This window comes from Streptomyces sp. NPDC058664, from assembly GCF_042716635.1.
Taxonomy (GTDB): domain Bacteria; phylum Actinomycetota; class Actinomycetes; order Streptomycetales; family Streptomycetaceae; genus Streptomyces.
In genome coordinates, this window is sequence record NZ_JBHXRW010000093.1 from 1 (window position 1) to 18779 (window position 18779).

20 protein-coding genes are annotated in these 18779 nt (G+C 73.0%); 8 read left to right on the plus strand and 12 right to left on the minus strand.

Annotated features, from left to right (window positions below):
* Positions 1-128: 128 nt before the first annotated feature.
* Positions 129-1310 carry a cytochrome P450 gene (locus tag ACFWUY_RS38300; RefSeq protein ID WP_384120996.1) on the minus strand — a complete coding sequence of 394 codons (1182 nt, stop codon included), beginning with the start codon at positions 1308-1310 and terminating at the stop codon, positions 129-131.
* A gap of 203 nt (positions 1311-1513) precedes the next feature.
* Between ACFWUY_RS38300 and ACFWUY_RS38305 the strand changes: the two genes are divergently transcribed.
* A complete protein-coding gene (locus ACFWUY_RS38305) occupies positions 1514-3202 on the plus strand; it encodes an FAD-dependent monooxygenase (protein ID WP_384120998.1) in 1689 nt (562 codons plus the stop codon).
* Here the strand turns inward: ACFWUY_RS38305 and ACFWUY_RS38310 are convergent.
* The 3 genes from ACFWUY_RS38310 to ACFWUY_RS38320 form a co-directional block, all read right to left on the minus strand.
* Entirely contained in the window at positions 3179-4867 is a 1689-nt protein-coding gene (locus ACFWUY_RS38310; RefSeq protein WP_384121000.1) for a glycosyl hydrolase family 8, read from the minus strand. The genes ACFWUY_RS38305 and ACFWUY_RS38310 overlap by 24 nt on opposite strands.
* A 157-nt stretch (positions 4868-5024) precedes the next feature.
* A complete protein-coding gene (locus ACFWUY_RS38315; RefSeq protein ID WP_384121002.1) occupies positions 5025-6092 on the minus strand; it encodes an AI-2E family transporter in 1068 nt (355 codons plus the stop codon).
* Positions 6093-6446: 354 nt separating this feature from the next.
* Entirely contained in the window at positions 6447-7547 is a 1101-nt protein-coding gene (locus tag ACFWUY_RS38320) for a glutamate--cysteine ligase (protein WP_384121004.1), read from the minus strand.
* A gap of 221 nt (positions 7548-7768) precedes the next feature.
* Here ACFWUY_RS38320 and ACFWUY_RS38325 point away from each other — a divergent pair, with 221 nt between their 5' ends.
* A complete protein-coding gene (locus tag ACFWUY_RS38325) occupies positions 7769-8818 on the plus strand; it encodes an SDR family NAD(P)-dependent oxidoreductase (RefSeq protein WP_384121006.1) in 1050 nt (349 codons plus the stop codon).
* Positions 8819-8824: 6 nt separating this feature from the next.
* Positions 8825-9313 carry a hypothetical protein gene (locus ACFWUY_RS38330; RefSeq protein WP_384121008.1) on the plus strand — a complete coding sequence of 163 codons (489 nt, stop codon included), beginning with the start codon at positions 8825-8827 and terminating at the stop codon, positions 9311-9313.
* A gap of 125 nt (positions 9314-9438) precedes the next feature.
* Here the strand turns inward: ACFWUY_RS38330 and ACFWUY_RS38335 are convergent, their stop codons facing one another.
* The 4 genes from ACFWUY_RS38335 to ACFWUY_RS38350 all read right to left on the minus strand — a co-directional run bounded on the left by ACFWUY_RS38335 (position 9439) and on the right by ACFWUY_RS38350 (position 12656).
* Complete coding sequence (locus tag ACFWUY_RS38335; RefSeq protein ID WP_384121033.1) at positions 9439-10584, minus strand: RNA polymerase sigma factor; 1146 nt, start codon at positions 10582-10584, stop codon at positions 9439-9441.
* An 8-nt stretch (positions 10585-10592) separates the two neighbouring features.
* On the minus strand, positions 10593-11000 hold the full coding sequence (locus ACFWUY_RS38340) for a YciI family protein (RefSeq protein ID WP_384121010.1): 408 nt from the start codon (positions 10998-11000) through the stop codon (positions 10593-10595).
* Between the two features lie 193 nt (positions 11001-11193).
* On the minus strand, positions 11194-11985 hold the full coding sequence (locus tag ACFWUY_RS38345) for a VOC family protein (protein WP_384121012.1): 792 nt from the start codon (positions 11983-11985) through the stop codon (positions 11194-11196).
* Between the two features lie 44 nt (positions 11986-12029).
* On the minus strand, positions 12030-12656 hold the full coding sequence (locus ACFWUY_RS38350; protein ID WP_384121014.1) for a DUF5133 domain-containing protein: 627 nt from the start codon (positions 12654-12656) through the stop codon (positions 12030-12032).
* A 353-nt stretch (positions 12657-13009) separates the two neighbouring features.
* On the opposite strand from ACFWUY_RS38350, the gene ACFWUY_RS38355 reads away from it, so the two are divergent.
* Positions 13010-13384: a hypothetical protein gene (locus tag ACFWUY_RS38355; RefSeq protein WP_384121016.1), complete on the plus strand. Its 375-nt coding sequence runs from the start codon at positions 13010-13012 to the stop codon at positions 13382-13384.
* A gap of 150 nt (positions 13385-13534) precedes the next feature.
* Here the strand turns inward: ACFWUY_RS38355 and ACFWUY_RS38360 are convergent, their stop codons facing one another.
* From ACFWUY_RS38360 to sigJ, 4 genes are all read right to left on the minus strand, one after another.
* Positions 13535-13687 carry a hypothetical protein gene (locus ACFWUY_RS38360; RefSeq protein ID WP_384121018.1) on the minus strand — a complete coding sequence of 51 codons (153 nt, stop codon included), beginning with the start codon at positions 13685-13687 and terminating at the stop codon, positions 13535-13537.
* Between the two features lie 262 nt (positions 13688-13949).
* Positions 13950-14501, minus strand: coding sequence for a TetR/AcrR family transcriptional regulator (locus ACFWUY_RS38365; RefSeq protein WP_384121020.1), 552 nt, complete (start codon positions 14499-14501; stop codon positions 13950-13952).
* A gap of 10 nt (positions 14502-14511) precedes the next feature.
* Positions 14512-15093, minus strand: coding sequence for a sugar O-acetyltransferase (locus ACFWUY_RS38370; RefSeq protein ID WP_384121021.1), 582 nt, complete (start codon positions 15091-15093; stop codon positions 14512-14514).
* Positions 15094-15160: 67 nt separating this feature from the next.
* Positions 15161-16117 carry an RNA polymerase sigma factor SigJ gene (sigJ, locus tag ACFWUY_RS38375; protein ID WP_384121023.1) on the minus strand — a complete coding sequence of 319 codons (957 nt, stop codon included), beginning with the start codon at positions 16115-16117 and terminating at the stop codon, positions 15161-15163.
* Between the two features lie 191 nt (positions 16118-16308).
* On the opposite strand from sigJ, the gene ACFWUY_RS38380 reads away from it, so the two are divergent.
* The 4 genes from ACFWUY_RS38380 to ACFWUY_RS38395 all read left to right on the plus strand — a co-directional run.
* Complete coding sequence (locus ACFWUY_RS38380; protein ID WP_384121025.1) at positions 16309-16713, plus strand: hypothetical protein; 405 nt, start codon at positions 16309-16311, stop codon at positions 16711-16713.
* A gap of 313 nt (positions 16714-17026) precedes the next feature.
* Positions 17027-17539, plus strand: a complete 513-nt coding sequence (locus ACFWUY_RS38385) for a toxin-antitoxin system HicB family antitoxin (protein ID WP_384121027.1) — start codon at positions 17027-17029, stop codon at positions 17537-17539.
* 83 nt (positions 17540-17622) lie between these two features.
* Positions 17623-18465: a DUF4097 domain-containing protein gene (locus ACFWUY_RS38390; protein ID WP_384121029.1), complete on the plus strand. Its 843-nt coding sequence runs from the start codon at positions 17623-17625 to the stop codon at positions 18463-18465.
* A gap of 78 nt (positions 18466-18543) precedes the next feature.
* On the plus strand, positions 18544-18779 hold a 236-nt coding region (locus tag ACFWUY_RS38395; RefSeq protein WP_384121031.1), incomplete at its 3' end, for an ATP-binding cassette domain-containing protein.

Below are 18779 nucleotides of genomic sequence, written 5' to 3' on the forward strand. Positions count from 1 at the left end.
TCTCACACAACTAATAAATGTTTGTGTTGGGGGTTGTTTTGTTTTTTTCCCCCCCCGGGGGGCGGCGGCGGGGGGGGGGGGGGGGGGGCCCCCCCCCCCCCCCCGCCGCTCGCACGGTCCTGGCGGGCCTACCAGGCGACGGGCAGCCGGAGGATCCCCTGCACCGAGCCGCCGGGCTTCGCGCCGAGCCCCTCCACGGGTTCGGCGAGACGCAGCCCCGGGAGGCGTACGGCCAGTTCGTACAGGGCGATCTCCAGCTCGGCGCGGGCCAGGTTCTGCCCGATGCACTGGTGGATGCCGTATCCGAAGGCGAGGTGGCCGCGGGCGCCGCGCCCGAGGTCGAGGGTGTCGGGGTCGGGGAAGACCTCCGGCGCACGGTTGGCGGCGGCGTTCGGCAGGTAGACCGCGTCGCCCTCCCGGATCACGTATCCCGCGATCTCGATGTCGGCGGCGGCGACGCGCTGGAGCTCGTCGGCGACGGACAGGAACCGCAGCAGCTCCTCGACGGCGTCGCCCACGGCGCGCTCGTCGGCGCGGAGCCGGTCGAGCTGCTCGGGGTGCTCGAGCAGGGTGAGGATGCTCAGCGCGATCATGTTGGCGGTGGTCTCGTGGCCGGCGACAAGGAGGAACATGGCGATGGAGGCCACTTCCTCCCGGCTCAGCTCACCGGTCCTGAGCCGGTCGGTGACGAGTTCGCCCAGCAGCCCGTCGCCGGGCTCGTCCGAGCGCCCTTCGATCAGCTCGTCGAAGTACCGGACGAGAGCCCCGCCGGCCTCGGCCGCCTCCTCGGCGGTGCTGGTGGCGAGGAGCATCCGCCGGGTCTGTTCCTCGAAGAACTCGTGGTCCGAGTACGGGACTCCGAGGAGTTCGCAGATGACGGTGGACGGCACCGGGAGCGCGAACTCCGGGACGAGGTCGGCCTCCCGGCGCCCGGAGGCGAGCAGCCCCTCGATCCGGTCCACGACGGTCCGACGGATCGCCGGGCGCAGCGAGTTGACGCGCCTCACGGTGAAGCTCGGGATGAGCATGCGGCGTTGGACGTCGTGCTCGGGCGGGTCCGTCCCGACGAGCGCGACGAGCTTGGCGGCGGCCATCCGGGGCACGAGGACGGGGAAGTCCGGCCGGGACCGGTCCGAGGACAACCGCGGATCGACGAGCAGCCTCCGGGTCTCGGCATACCCGGTGACGGCCCAGGCGGTACGCCCGTCGTACAGCCGGACCCGGGCGAGCGGCCCGTTCTGACGGAGCTCGTCGTAGCCGGCGGGCGGATGGTACGGGCACTGGCGTGACATGGGGAACGCGGGCAGCATGGGGCCCCCTGTTTTCGGGACGGCGGACGTCCGAGCGCCCGCGAGGACGCGCCATCCTCCACGTCCCCGTTAAAGCCCCCCTAAAGGGAATCGCGATTGTGGTGGGGGCGAGGAGCCGGGCGTACGGCTGGCCGAACCCGTGGTCGCGGGTGACCATGAGTACGGGGCTCGAACGGAGGCCGGCGCAGACCTGGGAGGCACCCGTGGCGCACACCGGCACCACCACCGATGTCCTGATCGTGGGCGCGGGACCGGTCGGTCTGAGCGCGGCCGGGGAGCTCCGCCGCCACGGCGTGCGCTGCCGGCTCGTCGACCGGCTGCCGGCCCGGCTGCCGTACGCCAAGGCGGTCGGGATCCAGCCGCGCACCCTGGAGCTGTGGGACCGGATGGGTCTGGTCCGCGCCGTGCTCGAGGCCGCCGTCCCGATGCGCGGCCAACTGACCTACGTCAACGGCCGTGAGGTGGCGCGGACCGAGCTCGAACTGCCTCCCGAGGTGCCGTACGGGTTCGCCGCGCTGCCGCAGTACGAGACCGAGCGCCTCCTGGAGGAGTACGCCGCCGGGCTGGGGACGGTCGTCGAACGCGGCACCGAACTGGTCGCGTTCGACCAGGACCCGGACGGTGTGACCGCGCGTCTGCGCACCGCGTCGGGGGCCGCCGAGGAGCTGCGGGTCCGCTATCTGATCGGCTGTGACGGCGCGCACAGCGTCGTCCGCAAGACGCTGGGCCTCTCGTACGAGGGCGGTGCGTTCCCTGAGGCGTACATGCTCGGAGACGTGGTGGCCGAGACCGACTGGGACGTGCCTGCCGGGTACGCCCTCCGCTCGGAGCACCGTGCCGCCGACGGTTCGACCGACGACGTGCTGGTCTGTGTCCCGCTGCCGGGAGCGGGACGCTACCGGATGTCGATGAGGGTCCCGCCCGACCTGGCCGGCCCGGCGGGGAGCGGGGAGGTCCCGGGCGGTGTGGAGCACGGTCTCGCGGGCGGGGACGGCCCTGACCTGTCCCGCCTCCAGGCCGTCGTCGACCGGCTGGCTCCGCGCCCCACCCGTCTCTCGGGGCTTCGCTGGTCCTCGGTCTTCCGCATCAGCCACCGGATCGCCGGCCGTTACGGCGTGGGGCGGGTCTTCGTCGCGGGCGACGCGGCCCACATCCATCCGCCCACCGGCGCGCAGGGCATGAACACCGGTGTCCAGGACGCCGTCAACCTGGGCTGGAAGCTCGCCCTCGTGGTGCGCGGCGAGGCCGGGCCCGCGCTGCTCGCCAGTTACGACGCGGAGCGCCGCCCGGTGGGCGAGGAGGTCGTCGGCCGTACCGTCCGGCATTCCAGGCAGGGCATCGAGAACGACCCCGACGACCGGCGGACCCTGCTCCTCCGCGAGGCCCAGCTCCTCGTCGGCTACCGGGACGGCCCGCTCTCCGGTGTCCCGTACGGCCCGCCCGACGCGCCGCAGCCCGGTGACCGGGCCCCGGACTGCACCGGTCTGACCACACCGATCGCCACCCATCCGCTGCGCCTGCTCGACGTCCTGCGCGGGCGCCCGGGGCACGTCGTCCTGCTGTACGGGGCCGATGCCGCCGCACTGGCCGGGGCGGCGGCGGACGCGGCGCGGGCCTGCGACGGCCTGTCGGATCCCTTCACCGTCCTCGCGGTGCTGCCCCGGGAAGCCGGCGGGCCCGCGCGGGCCGCTCTCCCGTCCGCCGGCGTTCCGGCGTACCGGGACGCCGCCGGGGAGTTCGAGCGGCTCTATCTCCCCGGCGGCGCCACCGGCTTCGTCGTACGCCCTGACGGGCAGCTCGCCGCCCGGTTCCCGCTCGGCGGCACCACGGCGGCCCTGTCCGGCTGCCTCAGGGCGCTGTCCGCGCGGCTACGGGACCCAGTGGTTGCCTGAGGCCGTGATCATGACCTGGAGCTGGATGCTCGCGGAGAAGTAGCTGCTGGTGTCGATCGGGGTGGCCAGCATCTTGTTCCAGAGGGCGTCGAGCCAGGCCTGGCTGCCGGGGTCGGTCATCGCCGCCACCGCGAAGGGGGCGAAGAAGGCGGCCTCGCTGCCCGAGGAGATCTGGGTGCCGTTGAGCTTGTAGCCGATGGCGATCTTGTTCGGGTCTCCGCCCGTCTTCGTCTTGATCCAGCTGTTCAGCTTCCGGGCGGCAGCGAGCGAGGTGGCGTCCCCGCTGGTCACGGCGTCGTCGGCGATGCGCCACGGGGTGCGGCAGGCGTTCCACCAGTACGCGCCGTCGTTGACGTCCTCCAGGACCTTGCCCGGGGCGGGCCTGGGCGTGGTGTTGGTGTCGACGACGAAGTCGGGGAGGAGTCCGGTGCCGGAGGCGTAGGTCGACTGGAGCCGGGAGATCTGGGTCTGGTGCGCGGTGCGCACGGCGTCCCAGGTGGTGTCCCCGGAGGCCGTACGGAAGGCGCGGAAGTGGTCGACCATCCAGTCCGAGGTGCGGGAGATGTAGTAGTACTGGTCGCCGGAGCTGCTCCAGTCGCCGAGCTTCAGGAGCCTGGTCGTCGGGTTGAGCTCGTCCTTCTTGATCGCGGCGATGTGCTTGAGCGCGAGGTCCTTGTAGTTGTAGGTGCCGGTGCTGCCCCACTGCTTGTCGGCGAGGAGCAGGCCGTAGGCCACGTCCATGTCGCCGTCGGTGGCGCCGTCACCGCCGTTGACACTCTTGCAGGAGACGTCCTGTTCGGCGGCGAGCAGGTTCGGGTTGATGGAGGAGGGGTGGTCGATCTTCCACTTGACGAGGCCGTCGAAGATCTTCTTGGCGTCGGGGTCGGCGCCGGCCATGGTGGCGGTGACGACCATGCCGTAGCCCTGCGCCTCGGCGACGTACGGGTGGTCGGCGTCGGGGGAGATGACCTGGTACCAGCCGTTGCCGCAGTTCTGCCGGACGAAGGCGGCCTTCCACCTGTTGTAGTAGTCGACGACCTTCTGGTCGATCACGGCCTGGGAGCCGGAGGGCCTGAGCGTCCCGGCGGCGTAGGGCCTGAGGTGGCTGCCGAAGGGGACGGCCGTCCCGCCGCCGCCTCCGCCGCCGGTGGGCGCGCCGTACACCTCGAACTCCCAGAGGGAGTAGCCGTACGGCGTGCCGCGCCCGGTGCCGTACATCCGGACGTAGCGGCCGCTGCCGGAGACCGTCAGATCGTCGGTCGCGCCGTCGCCGGCGGTGGTGGAGTAGACGTCGCTCCAGGTGGAGCCGTCGGCCGAGGTCTGGATCCGGTACGTCTTCCCGTACGCGTCCTCCCAGTTGAGTCTGACGCGGGAGATCGTGTGGGTGGCTCCGAGGTCGATCCGTATCCACTGCGGGTCGACGCCTTCGAGGCTCGCCCAGCGGGTGGCCGTGTTGCCGTCCACCGCGAGACCGGGCCCGAAGGCCGAGGTCTCGACGGACGAGGCCGTCACCGCCTTTCCGGTGGACACGAGGCCGTCGGCGGCCTGCGCCTGTGCCCGCCCCTGCGCCTGTGCCGGTCCCTGTGCCTGTGCCTGGGGCATCACCGTCAGGGGCAACGTCAGCAGGCCGGCGAGCCCGAGAAGCGAGACGCTTCGTCGTCGCATGAGAACTCCCTTTCCCTCCATGGCCAATGGTTAGGAAATATTCCTAACCATTGGCCGGGAGAGTAGAGAGGCCCGCGGCACCGCGCAAGACCCCGCACAACGACCCACCGGGATCCGGGGCCCGTTGCGCGCCCCGGCCGTCTCGTCCCCGCGCAGGTCAGACGTCCGCCGCCGACCCGCGGGCCTTCCGCAGCGCCGTGTGGACCGACCAGACCACCGAGACCAAGGGCACCGCCACCACGGCGCCCACGATGCCGGCGGCGATCGAGCCCGCGATGACCGAGATCGCCACCACCAGCGGATGGAGCCGGACGGCCCAGCTCATGACGAGCGGGTGCAGCAGGTGCCCCTCGATCTGGCCCATCACCACGATCAGGGCGACCACGATCAGGGCGACCATCGGGCCCTGCGACGCCAGGGCCACGACGGCGGCGACGGTGAGGGCGATCGGCGAGCCGATCAGCGGGACGAACGCGGCCAGGAACTCCAGCAGGGCGAGCGGCACCGCGAGCGGAACGCCGAGGAGCCACAGCGCGACTCCGACGAGCACCGCGTTCACCGCCGCCACCAGCACGATGCCGTGCGTGTAGCCGGTGAAGGTGCGCCAGGCCGCACGCCCGCCGATCGCCACCCGGTCACGGACCGAGCGGGGCAGCTGTTCCTTGAACCAGGCCCACTGCCGGTCGCCCGAGTGGACGAAGAACACCGCGCAGAACAGCGCGAGGGCCAGCGTGGTCAGGACGGCCACCACATGGCCGGCGCCGCTCAGCGCCTCGCTGACCAGGGTCGAACGGTGGCTGGAAAGGAAATCGCCGACCTTGGCCTGGAGGTCGGAGAGCGCCCCCGGGTCCATCCGGATCGGCGGCCGCTCGAGCCAGTCCTCGATCCGGCCGATGCCCTCACGGAACTCACGTACCAGGGTCGTCCGCTCGCCCGCCACCGCCTCGCCGACCAGCGCGAGCGCGCCGAGGACGAGCGCGATGCTCCCGAGGAGGGTGAGGGCGACGGCGGCCGGCCGGGGCAGTCCCCTGGCCACCACGTCGGCGACGGGACGCAGCAGCGCGGTGATCACCAGGCCGAGGAACACGGCCACGCCGATCTCGTGGAAGCGTCCGAGCACCGCGAACAGGCTGTAGACGAGGGCGCCGACGATCAGCAGCCGCCACGCGTAGGCGGCGGCCGTGCGAAGAAAGGGGGTCACCGTCGGAGATGTGCCTGGCTGCATGGCGAACGACCTACCACCGAGGGCCCGCCGGACCACGCCCCGGTCCTGAGGTTCGCCCGACACGCGCGCGGTATTCGGCCGACCGGGGCCCTGACGGGGCTCGGCCACGGAGCCGCGCGGATCGCGCCGCCTCCGTGGGCCGGGAGGTTCAGCTCAGGTACGGGCCGTCCCGTACGAGCGGAGGCGATCCCGGCTGGTGGGGGCGATTCCGTACGCGGGCGGGGCCGTCCCGGGTGGGGAAGCCCCGGCCGAGGGAGACCGCCCCGGGGGGAAGCCTCCGCCGAGGGAGGCCGCCCCAGAGAGGCCGTCCCGGCCGAGCAGGAGTCTCCCCGGCCGGCTGAGGGCCGTGCCCGTTCACGCCGCTGCCGTCAGGGCCGCGAGGGCGTCCACCACGTCCGTACACCGTCCGTGGCGGCGGTAGACGGCCCGCTGCCGGGCCGCCCCGGCCCCGTGGGCGCGGACACGGCGCCACTGGCGGAGGACCTGCTCGGTGTCACCGGCGAGGTCGAGACCGGGGCGCGCCCGCTCGACGAGCCGGTCGACGAGTTCGACGGCCGGCCGTTCCCGGGCGGTGCACGGGTCGATGCCGTATCCGGAGAGTCCGTGCCGGGCCGCGAGGTCGTGCGCGAGGAGGAGCCTCCGGAGGGGGACGCGCGGCGCGGGCCGGCCCTCGCGCTCGTCGGCCAGGAAGGTGGTGGCCAGTCCGCGGACGAGGGCCGCGAGCATGACGACCGTGTCCACGTCGGCGTTGGCGTCGGCGACGCGGATCTCCAGGGTGGGCACGTGCTCGGACGGCCGGGCGTGCCAGTACACCATCCGCCGGTCCAGCAGGGTCCCGGTCCGTACCAGCTCGGCCACGTGGGCCAGGTACCGGGCCTCGTCCAGGTCGGGTGCCGGCCCGACGGTGGGCCACTTCGCGTACTCGACCGAGCGCCAGCTGTCGAAGCCCGTGTCGCACCGCCTCGCGAAGGGGGAGTTCGCCGTGACGGCCTGCAGCACGGGCAGCCAGGGCGCCATCCGCCGGGAGAGGGCGAGCGCGAGTTCGCGGTCGAGCGTCCCGACGTGGACGTGGCAGCCGCAGACCAGACCGTCGACCGGGCTGAAGCGGGAGGCGAAGCGGTACGCCATGCGCTGGTAGCGGTCGGTGTCGGTGACGGTCAGGGGCCGCTCGGGCGGCACCACGGGGGTGCCGGTGGCGACCGGCAGACAGTTCTCCGCGTCGGCGGCGGCGCCGATCGCCGCGCGCAGCCGGACGAGTTCGTCGCGGAGGTGCGGGGCCGAGGCCGTGGGACGGGAGATGGTCTCGATCTGGGCGTTGAAGAACTCGTGCTGCACCTGGTCGCCGAGGCCGCGGGCGGCGGACGCGATCACTTCCGGGGCGCGGTCGACGGGCGCGCGGCTGTCCCGGTCGACGAGGACGAACTCTTCCTCGACCCCCATGGTCAGGAGCTTCATGGTCCTCTCCTCTCGTCCGGGGTCCCGCGGCCCGCGACTACCCCGGGCGGGGCATTCCACCCCCTTCGGGCGCGCCGGGCATGTTCGGCGACCGCCGGGGCAGTGGCACGGCGACGAAGGGCGGTGGAGCGGCCCGGTGGGTGAAGACGCGCCGGGAGGAGCGGCCTCGGCGGAAGACCCGGCCGAGGCGGCCGAGACGGCCGAGACGAAGGAGCGAGGCCATGATCCGGGCGTCCGATGCGGTCTCCTTCCTGGAGGGACTGGCGGTGATCCACGCCCTCCGGTGTGGTGCCGGGCCGTTCGAGGGACGGACCGTGGTCGTCACCGGGGCGAGCGCCGGGGTCGGACGGGCCACCGCCCGCGCGTACGGGGCCCGGGTCGCCCTGCTGGCCGGCGACGGCGCGGGCCTGGAGGCGGCGGCCGACGAGGTCGGGCGAGTCGGCGGGGCGCCTCTCGTCGTCCCGGTGGACAGGGCGGCGCCGCGTGCGGTGGAGGCCGCGGCGGACCGCGTCGAGAGCCGTTTCGGTCCCGTCGACGTCTGGGTGAACGCTGCCCTCGCCTCGGCCGTGGCGCGCGAACAGACCTCCGCCGTGGCGTATCCGGCTTGCGTCAACGGCACCCGGGCGGCGCTGCGAAGCATGCGGCCCCGGGGGTACGGGACGATCGTGCAGGTCGTCCCCGCGCCGGGCGAGGCGTCCGGTCCGCGGCTGCCGGACTCCCGCGGGGCGGAGCGCACGGTGGACGGTTTCACGGCCGCGGTCCGTCTCGGACTGCTCCGTTCGCACAGCCGGGTGGCGGTCACCGTCGTCCGGCTGCCCGCCGTCGGCCCCCCGCCGTTCTCCCGGGTTCTGCCCCGGCCGCGTGCCGTGCCGCGCGCCCACCGGCCGGAGGACGTGGCCCGGGCCGTCCTGTACGCCGCCCACCATCCGCGGCGCGAGGGATACGGGGACGGGCTCTCCACCACGGCGGCTGCCCTCGCCCGCAGGGCCACGCCCGCGCTCCCGGACCGGTACTTCGCCGGTGAGGGACGTGACGCGCGGCCCCCCGACGTGCCGGCGGGCGCTCCGTACCCCCTCCGGGTGTCCTCCGGCGGCCCCGGCCATGGTGACCACGGGGCCGTCGACGACGAGACCGCCGCGCACTCCCCGTACGCATCGCCGAGCCGTCCCCCGGCCGCCGGGAGAGCGGTCCCGGGTCCGTCGGCACTCGTGGCGCATGCCCTGACGAACCGGTCGGGCCGGGTGGACCGGCTCCGTACCGAAAGGCGGTGACCCGTCGTGACGGACGCGGACTTCGAACTGTTGGACATCTCCTTGCACATGGAGGAGCCGGACCGGCGGGTGGTGTCCCTGCGGGGCGCGGACGCGCCGGAGACGCCCGAGGTCCCGGAGGGAGCGGTGCTGAGCGTCGGCCTCACCTTCCGTCTCGGCCGGGAGATCGAGGGAGTGGCCTTCGAGGACAGCCGGGTCCGCGAGGGGACGGTCCTCGCGACCGTACGAACGGTCCTCGGCGGCTTCCGCACCGGCGGCCCGTACGAGGTCAGGCTGCCGCCGGAACGGCTTCCGGTGGGGCGGGCGCACCGCGGGGTCTACGAGCTGACGGGCCGCTTCACCGACGGCGACGGGCGCGAGCTGGCGGTGGTGCACCGGCGCCTCCGTGTGGTGTGCCAGCCGGCCGCGCACAAGCGCTGGGCCGGCACGACGACGATGGGGGCGGGTCCCGCGCAGCCTCTTTCCGGAGCGCCCGGCGAGCCGCTGGCGTCATGACGGCACGCGCTCCCGCCGCCGCTGCCCGACCGGTGGACACTCCCTCGAAAAGGGAAGGACTCGTCCCTCGGCGCCCGCGATCGTGGCTGTGATCATGATCATGATCGTCCGGCGCCCGTGACCGGTCAGCGGCTCCGGCGGGTGTTGAGCCGGGCGGCCTGCCGCGTCAGGTGGTCACGCTCGGCGAGGTTGGTCGCCTTCCCCGCCGCCTCGGCGTACAGCCGTGCCGCCGTCACCAGGTCGCCGTCGCGCTCGTGGAGGTACGCCGCCACCGCGGTGTGGCGGGGCACTGTTCCGTCCACCGCCGCGAGCGCCGCAAGGCCGGCCCGCGGTCCGTCGGCCTCGCCCACGGCCACCGCGCGGTTGAGCCGGACGACCGGGCTGTCGGTCAGGCGTACGAGTTCGTCGTACCACTCGACGATCTGCACCCAATCCGTCTCCCCTGCGGTGCGCGCGTCGGCGTGGAGCGCCGCGACGGCGGCCTGCGCCTGGAACTCGCCGAGCCGGTCACGGGCGAGGGCCGCCTGCAGGATCGCCACGCCCTCGGCGATCGACGCGGTGTCCCACCGGTCGCGGTCCTGCTCGGCGAGCGGCACGATGCTGCCGTCGGGCGCCGTCCGGGCGGCGCGCCGGGCGTGGTGGAGCAGCATGAGGGCGAGCAGCCCCGCGACCTCGGGGTGGTCGATCGCGGCCGCGAGCTGCCGGGTGAGGCGGATGGCCTCCGCGGCGAGGTCGACGTCGCCGGAGTAGCCCTCGTTGAAGACCAGGTAGAGGACGCGCAGCACGGTGGCGACGTCGCCCGTCCTGTCGAACCGTACGTCGGACACGGTGCGCTTGGCCCGGCTGATCCGTTGCGCCATGGTCGCCTCGGGCACCAGGTAGGCCTGGGCGATCTGGCGGGTGGTCAGTCCGCCGACGGCGCGCAGCGTGAGGGCGACCGCGGACGACGGCGTCAGCGAGGGGTGGGCACACAGGAAGTAGAGCCGGAGGGTGTCGTCCGCCGGGGCTCCGGGTCCGGGCGCCGGCTCCGCGTCGACAAGCTCCTCGCGCCTGCGGCGGGCGGTGTCCGCCCGGGTCGCGTCGAGGAACTTGCGCCAGGCCACGGTGACCAGCCAGCCCTTGGGGTCCTTCGGCGGTTCGGCCGGCCAGACGCGGACCGCCTCGACCAGCGCGTCCTGTACGGCGTCCTCGGCCGCCGCGAAGTCGGCTCCGCGGCGGACGAGGATCCCGAGGACGTTCGGTGTGAGGCTCCGGAGCAGGGCCTCGTCCATAGCCGAGGTCACTCGGTGACGGTGGGCGGCGCGGTCAGGAAGGGGCGGAGCTCGAGCCACTCGTGGATCGGCTTTCCGCCCGCTCCGGGGGCGGCGGACAGTTCTCCGGCCAGTTCGACGGCGCGCTCGTAGCTGTCGACGTCGATCACCATCCAGCCGGCGATGAGGTCCTTGGTCTCGGCGAAGGGTCCGTCGGTGACCGGCGGGCGTCCCTCGCCGTCGTACCGGACGAAGGTTCCCTCGGGGGCGAGCGCCTGGCCGTCGACGAACTCTCCGGTTCCCTCCAGCCTGGCGGCGAAGTCGTGCATGTACTGCATGTGGGCCGAGATCTCCTCCGGCGTCCACCGGTCCATGGGCACGTCGTTGACCGCGGCCGGGGCGCCTCGGTAGTGCTTGAGAAGCAGGTACTTGGCCATGGTGGTTCTTCTCCTCGGTCTGGTGCGACCCATTCTGGTCACGTCCAGCACGGGGACGAAGCCGGCCACGCGTTCTCGACATCGTCGCGCGAACTTTTCGGCACGAATTTTTTCGGCTCTCCTGAAAACGCCGGGGCGCCCGCCGTCCGCGTCGTCGGACCGCTCCGTCGGACCGCTTCGTCAGGCCGTTCCGTCAGGCCGCGTTCGGCGCGTGGTCGAGGGTGAACAGCCCTCCGTCGGGGTCGCGCAGCGTCACCTGCCGGGCGCCGCCCCAGTCCTGGCCCGTGACGGTGTTCCCGCCGTTCTCCAGGGCGAGCGCGACCGCCGCGTCCAGGTCGGGCACCCGGAAGTGGACCAGCCAGCGCGGCCGGAGCTGCGGTTTGGGCGCGGCCTGCTCGATCGGACCGCTGTTCAGCCGGGCGACGGGGCGTCCGCGCCGCCGGAGCACGACCTGGTCCTCCTCGTACGAGGTGTCACAGCAGCCGTCGCTGCCGCCCTGGCCCCATCCCAGTACCTCGCCGTAGAAGAGCGCGGCGTCGAACGCGTTGGCCGTATGGAGTTCCAGCCAGGCGGGCGACTTCTCCGTGCCGACGCTCCACTCGGCCAGCACGTCCCCGTCCCAGATCCCGAAGACGGCGCCCTCCCGGTCGGCCACGAGAGCCGCCCGGCCGCCGGCGGGGAACGAGACGGGACCCACGCCGACCGTACCGCCCCGCTCGCGCACCCGCCCGACGGCCTTGTCGGCCTCGTCGACGGCGAAGTACGGCGTCCACGCCACCGGTACGGCGAACTCCCCGGCCACCGCCCCGATCCCGGCCACCGGCACACCGTCGATCTCCGCCACCGAGTAGGCCCTGCCGAACCGGCCCTCTCGGAAGGTCCACCCGAGAACCGCCCCGTAGAAGCGCTCCGCCGCCTCCCGGCCGCGTGCCGCGAGACTCAACCAGCAGGGCGCGCCGATCACATCCGCTGACACCAGTACCACTGGGCTCCTCCGATCCTCACCGGTCCCCGGTACACCGTGGACCTCTACGCGCGGATGCCCTCCTCTCCCCCTGGCATGCCCTCCGGCTCCGCGTTCACCGCGGGCCGGCCGGCCGGGTCGCGGTCGTCTCCCGGACCGGCCCGTCGCTTCGGGCGCCGGAGGACCGGGGCGGCGAGGTGGCGCTCCGCCGCGAGGACGGCGTCGTAGGTGGTCGGCCGGCCCATCAGGACGCACATCGTGTAGGCGACGTCGTCCATGGCCCGCACCGCCGCCGGGTCCTCGGGCGCGGCGGCCAGGCGGGCCTGGCAGCCGCGCAGCCGCGTCAGGACCTCCTCGGTCCGTTCCCGGGACGGCGCGAGGCCGACCGGGGGGGCCGTCGGAGCGGCGGAGGTACGGGCCGCCTCGACCGCGCGGCGCAGGGCGCGCTCGACGTGTACGGGCGTGGGGGTGCCTCCGGGTGCCACGGCCACGGCGGCCGCCAGGTCGTGGACGGTGACGCCGGCGAGGTCCGCCGCGGCGGCCAGGATCCGTCTCGCTTCGCCGGCCGAGCAGGGGGCGGCCGCCATCAGCATCCCCGTGGCGCGTGCGGTCGTGGCCGACGCCAGGAGGGGCCGGCCGGCGGGCTCGACGGCCGGAGGGGGTTCCTGAGGCATGTTCGCGGGCAACGGCATGCGAAGTCCCTTCATTCCAAAGCCGCAGGGCGGCGATGGCTGTGTAGGGGAGGTATTCCCGCCCTACTGGTGCCGATACGCGAAGCGCGGGCCGGCGCGGCGGCGGACTCCCCCGCCGGTCACCGGACGGGTCACCGGGCGGGGGAAGCGTCCTGCCACTGCCCCGCTCCGGCCACCGGCACACCCTCGGGACGGCGCCGGCCCGCCGCGCCACGCGGTGGAGGACGACGCCGTGCGGCAGTAGCGTGACGGTCAGGAGAACGACTGCTCGCCGGCCGACGTGCCGTAGTACCGGACCCCGGTCCCACCGTCCGGAGCGGCAGCGGCATGCCGTGTGAGGAGGTGGATCGGCCATGGCACGTCTGGCGGTCGGGGCGGAGGAGCTCATCGTCCGGCTGACCTGGTGGGAGAAGCTGCTCGCGCGCCGGGGCAACGTACACCTGCCGCTCCGGGCCGTGGAGACCGTGGACGCCGACCCGTCCTGGTGGCGTCCGCTCCGCGGGACGCCGGGCCGGGGCCTCTGGATTCCGGATGTGCTCTCCCTCGGCGTACGGGAGGTGGCCGGGGAGAAGGACTTCGTCGCGCTCCGCCCCCGGTGGGGAGGAGTGGTCTGCGTCGGCCTGCGGCCGGAGTCCGTGCCGTTCGCCCGGGTCGTCGTGTCCGACCGCGTCCCCGACGGGACGGCGGCCATCGTACGGACGGCCCTCAGCCGCTTGCGGGCCGACTGAACGGCGCGCGCGGAGGCCCGGGGGCGGCTCCATCGCCGCGTACGACAGCACGCCGCGTACGGCAGCACGACGAAGAACCCGGCAGGACACCGCGAGGCGCACCCGTCGGCAGTCGTCGGGTGCGCCTCCAGAGGTGAACTGTGGACGTGCTCAGCCTTCGCTGTAGGTCGTCCGGGTCTCGCGCTCTGCCGTCCGGTGCTCGGGCGTGCGGGCCGCTTCGTCGGCTCCGGCGCGCTTCTTGCCCTTCGGCGTCATCTTGGCCTGTCGGCCGGCCCTGTCCTTCGGCGAAGTCTTCTTGGCCACAGCTGCTCACTCCTCGTGAGTACGGGGGTTGGACACACCAACCGTGGCACCTGCGAGCACGAAGCGCACATCGAACGGTCACGCTCCGTCACGCTCCGCCCGGCGCTCCCCTGCGATCAGGCGCGGGGACGGCACCGCTCCGAGTGGGCAGGACCGGAATCCCCGCAGGTGAGCGCGTGGCAGGGTACGCCTGCGGGGTACGCCTGCGGGAGCGCGCTGTCAGGTTCGCGCTCCCACAGGCTGCTGGGGACCGCCGGCTCCGCTAGGCGGTGGCAGTGGCAGTGATGCGGTTGACCGCCTCGATCGTGAGACGGCGGTCGTGCGGTGCGGGGTCGAGCGCCCGGTGCAGCGTGAGCCCTTCGATGAGCGCGTCGAGCTGACGCGCCGTACCGGGGTCGAAGTGCCGCTCCAGCAGGCGCCTGCCGCGGCGCATCCACGCCTGCGTCAGCTCGCGGTACTCGGGGCGCCGGGCGGCGAGGGTGTAGAGCTCCTGGGTCAGGACGAGGTCGCGCCGCGCCCCCTCGGAGACGGTGTGGACGAGGTCGGCGACGGCCTCGCGCGCCTGGTCGACGCCGTCGGCGCGGCTCAGGTGTTCCTCGAAGACCGTGACGAGGTGGTCGGCGAAGCGCGTGAAGGCCTGGGCGAGCAGGTCGTCGATGCCGGTGAAGTGGTAGGTCATCGAGCCGAGCGGTACGGCGGCGCGGGCGGCGATCTTGCGGTGGGAGACACCTGCGACGCCCTCGGCGGCGATGTGGTCGAGGGTGGCGGCGAGGATGCGCTCGCGCCGGTGCGGGTCGGCGTGTCCGGTGGCCATGACGCCGGTCCTAGAGGTCGCGGACAGGACGGGCGGGGTTGCCGACGGCGACGACGTTCGCGGGGATGTACTTGGTGACGACCGCCCCGGCACCGATGACGCTGTTGTCGCCGATGGTCGCGCCGGGACAGACAAGCACGCCTCCGCCGAGCCAGACGTTGTCCCCCAGCGTGATGGGCCGGGCGGCTTCCAGCTTGTCGCGCCGGGGCTGGGGCTCCAGCGGATGCGTGGGAGTGAGGAGTTGGACGTTCGGGCCGATCCGGCAGTCCTCGCCGGTGATGATCGCCGCGACGTCGAGCGCGGTCAGGTTGTAGTTGACGAAGGTGCGGGCCCCGAGGGTGATGTCGCTGCCGTAGTCGACGGAGAGGGGCGGGCGCGCCTCCACGCCCTCGCCCGCGGAGCCGAGCAGTTCGGCGAGGAGGGACCGGGCCGCGACCGGGTCCTCCAGGTAGGCGGCCTGGTAGCGCGCGGCGAGCCGCATGGCTCGCCGCTGCCGGTCGGCGATCTCGGGATCGTCGGCGATGTAGAGGTCGCCCGCGAGCATGCGCTCCGGGTGGGAGCGCGGGTCATCAGCAAAGTGGTCCGTCGCCATGCGTACGATCGCACGCCCTGAAGAGTACGTTCGTACACTCCTGCCCGGAATCACATGTGACACAACGTCAGTTCCGTTCGCCCCCGGTCCATCGCCGGAGCTTCTCGGGGTTGCGGACCGCCCAGATGCGGGTGATGCGGTCGCCCGCGAGGCTGAACGCCGCCACGGTCGCCGTGACACCGCGGTGCTGGGCGACGAGTCCGGGGCGGCCGTTGACGCTCCGCTCCAGGAGCGTCAGACCGGGGGCCTTGGTGGCGATGTGGATCAGGTACGCGGCGATGTGTTCGCCGCCCTCGACCGGGTGGAGGACGGTGCCGACCAGCCCACCGCCGTCGGAGACCATCGTGGCGCCGGGGTCGAGAAGACCGACGAGGGCCTCGATGTCCTTGGCCTCCCACGCCTCCTTGAAGCGCCGCACCAGACCGGCCTGACCTGACCGACCCGCTGCAGGAACCGCCGGCTCCTGTGCGGCGCGGACACGCCGACGGGCCGACGACGCCAGCTGCCGGCAGGCCGCCGGCGTACGGCCGACGATCTCGGCGACCTCGGAGAAGGGGTACCGGAAGACGTCGTGCAGGATGAACGCCACGCGTTCGGCCGGCGTCATCGACTCCAGTACGACGAGGAAGGCCATGTTCACCGACTCGTCCAAGGTGACGCGGTCAGCGGGGTCGGCCGGCTCCGTGCCGCCGCCGCCCGACGGACCGCTGATCCACTCCGAGCGGTCGGGGAGCGGCTCGGGTATCCACTCGCCGACGTAACGCTCGCGCCGGACCCGCGCCGAACCGAGCAGATCCAGGCAGACGCGGGTGGCCACCGTCGTCAGCCAGGCGCCGGGCGACTCGACGGCCTCCTGCTGCCGCCGCGACATCGCGTACCAGCGGGCATAGGCCTCCTGCACGGCGTCCTCGGCCTCGGCCAGTGAACCCAGCAGCCGGTAGGCGAGATTGATCAGATGCCGCCGCTCCCCGACGATCTCGCTCAGGCCGGGCTCGCTCAGCCCGGGCTCGGATGAAGTGCTCACGGTCGCTGCCGCCCCCTCGTTCTTTCGTCCGCTTCCGCTCCGGCTCTTCGACGAAACACCGCACGGGATTACGGCGTTGTCGCGCCGCCTCACATTCCGCGGGCCTGTGTCGTCGAACCACCGGGACAGTATCGATCCGCTACTGATCCCCTACCGAACCACCGCCGCGAGGCAGAAGGAGGGACCACCCCATGGCCATCCAGACGACGGCAGTACGGGGCCGACTCACGTTCCCGCAGATCGCGATCGCCCTGCAGACCCTGGCCCTCGCCTTCCAGGCGGTCACCGCCGGAATGCTGCTGTCCTCGTCGCTCGGCGCGTTGCTGCACGACGTCGGATCGCGCGTGATGTACGGCGCGTCGATGGTGTACGTGCTCGCCGCGATCCTGGCGTGGCGGCCGGGCGGCGGGTCACCGCGCCCGATCCTGTACGCGTCGGGCTTTCTCGCACTCGCCTCGGTGCAGGTGGTGCTGGGCATCGCCCACATACCGTCGCTCCACGTCCCGCTGGGCGTGCTGATGTTCGGCCTGAGCCTGCTGGCGCTGGCCCGGGCGGTGTCCCCCCACCTGCCGAAGCGCTCCGGCGGACGGCCGTAGCCGTCGCGTCGCCGCAGCCATTGTCGTAGTCATAGCCGTCGCCGTCGCCAGGAAACCGTACGGGCCGCCGTCCCGCCCGCGCGGGTTTCTGGAGCGAGGAGGCGCGGTGACATCACCTGGCGCCACATGGCGCCAGGTGGCGCCAAACGGCGCCACTTCGCGCCACACGGCACATCGACGCTCGGACCACACCACGACCTCCGTCACTAATTTCCCCTCGTTTCCGCAGGTCAGAGGAGTAACCTTCCACTTCACTGCGCGCGCGACGCCAAGGAGCTTGCGAGCGGCGCCACATTGGTGCCATGATGGCGTCATGGACCTCACCCCGTATGTCGACACCCTCCGCCGCGAACTCGCGGTGGCCGCCGAAGCAGGCGGCGACGAAGCGCGCGAGCTTGCCGAGAGGCTCACCGCTCCCCTGGAGTCGGCGGCGCGGCTGACCATGCTCAACGTGCTCTCCGCCGCGACGGACGAGATCACCCGGGAACTCGCCCCCGGTTCGGTCGACGTACGGCTGCGGGGGCTCGACCCCGACTTCGTGGTGACACCGCCGCCCCCCGGCAGCGGCATCTCCGCGGAGCCGGCCGGGCCCGCCGAGCCCCTCCCGGCCCCGGCCGAGGGCGACGAAGGCGGCACCGCCCGCGTCAACCTGCGCCTGCCGGCGCAGCTCAAGGCCCGCGCCGAGGAGGCCGCGAGCCGCGAGGGCCTGTCGGTCAACGCGTGGCTGGTGCGGGCCGTGTCGGCCGCGGTCGACGGCGGCACCCGGCCCCGTACGACCGAGAGGGCGCAGACCGTCGGACAGAGCATCACGGGCTGGGTGCGCTAGCCGCACCGCCCGCCCGTACCACTTCATCCACGCCACGTCCCACCAGCGGGGACGCCCCGAAGACCCAAGAGGACGGGACAGCCATGCCTTCTTTCGACACTCCCGCACCGATCACCGTCAGCGCGTACGTGTACGCCGGTTCCATCCAGTTCACCACGGGCGACCGCCTCGACACCGTCGTCGAGGTACGCCCCCGCGCCCCGAAGAAGGATCTGGACGTGCGGACGGCGGAGCAGACCGAAGTCACGTACGCGAGCGGCGTCCTGAACATCAGGACGCCCAAGGCCAATCTGCTCGGCCGCGGCGGTACCGTCGACGTGACGGTGGAACTGCCCACGGGTTCACGCGTCGACGTGACCGGCGCCGCGGCCAATGTCCTCGGCGAGGGCCGTCTCGGCGAGGTCCGCGTGAAGACCTCGGCCGGCGATGTCCGCCTCGACACCACCGGCCCGCTGAACCTGACCGCGTCGCACGGCTCCAGCATCGTCGACCGGGTCGAGGGCATGGCCGAGATCACCAGCAGCAGCGGCAACGTGCGTGTCGGCACCGTCGACGGCCCCGCCGTCCTGAAGAACTCCCACGGCACCACGACCGTCGGCACCGTGACCGGTGAGCTGCGGGTGAACGGCGCCAACGGCGGCGTCGACATCGCGCGTGCCGAGGCTTCGGTCACCGGCACCACGACCAACGGCTCCCTGCGCGTCGCCGAAGTCATGCGCGGAAGCGTCCAACTGGAGGCCTCCTACGGCTCCATCGAGGTCGGCATCCGCGAGGGAACCGCCGCCTGGCTCGACGTCAACTCCGACCGCGGGCAGGTGCGCAACACGCTCACCGCGTCCGAGGCCCCGCAGGAGACCGAGGAGACCGTCAAGGTCCGCGCCCGTACCCGCTGGGGCAACATCGACATCCGCCGCGCCAAGGCCTGAGCATCACCGCCACGCCTCGCCCTCCCCCCCTCCCTCTTCTCCCCTCTCCCCTACTTCAGCCTTCGAATGGAGGGCCCCATGCCTTCTTCTGTCATGCCCATGACCAGTACGGTGGACGGTCACCCGTCGCCGACCGCCGTCTCCGCCGTCGGTCTGCGCAAGTCGTACGGGGACAAGACCGTCCTCGACGGCATCGATCTGCGGATTCCGGCCGGTTCGGTCTTCGCCCTGCTCGGTCCGAACGGCGCCGGCAAGACCACCGCCGTCAAGATCCTCTCCACCCTCATCACCCCCGACGCCGGCCAGGCCCACAT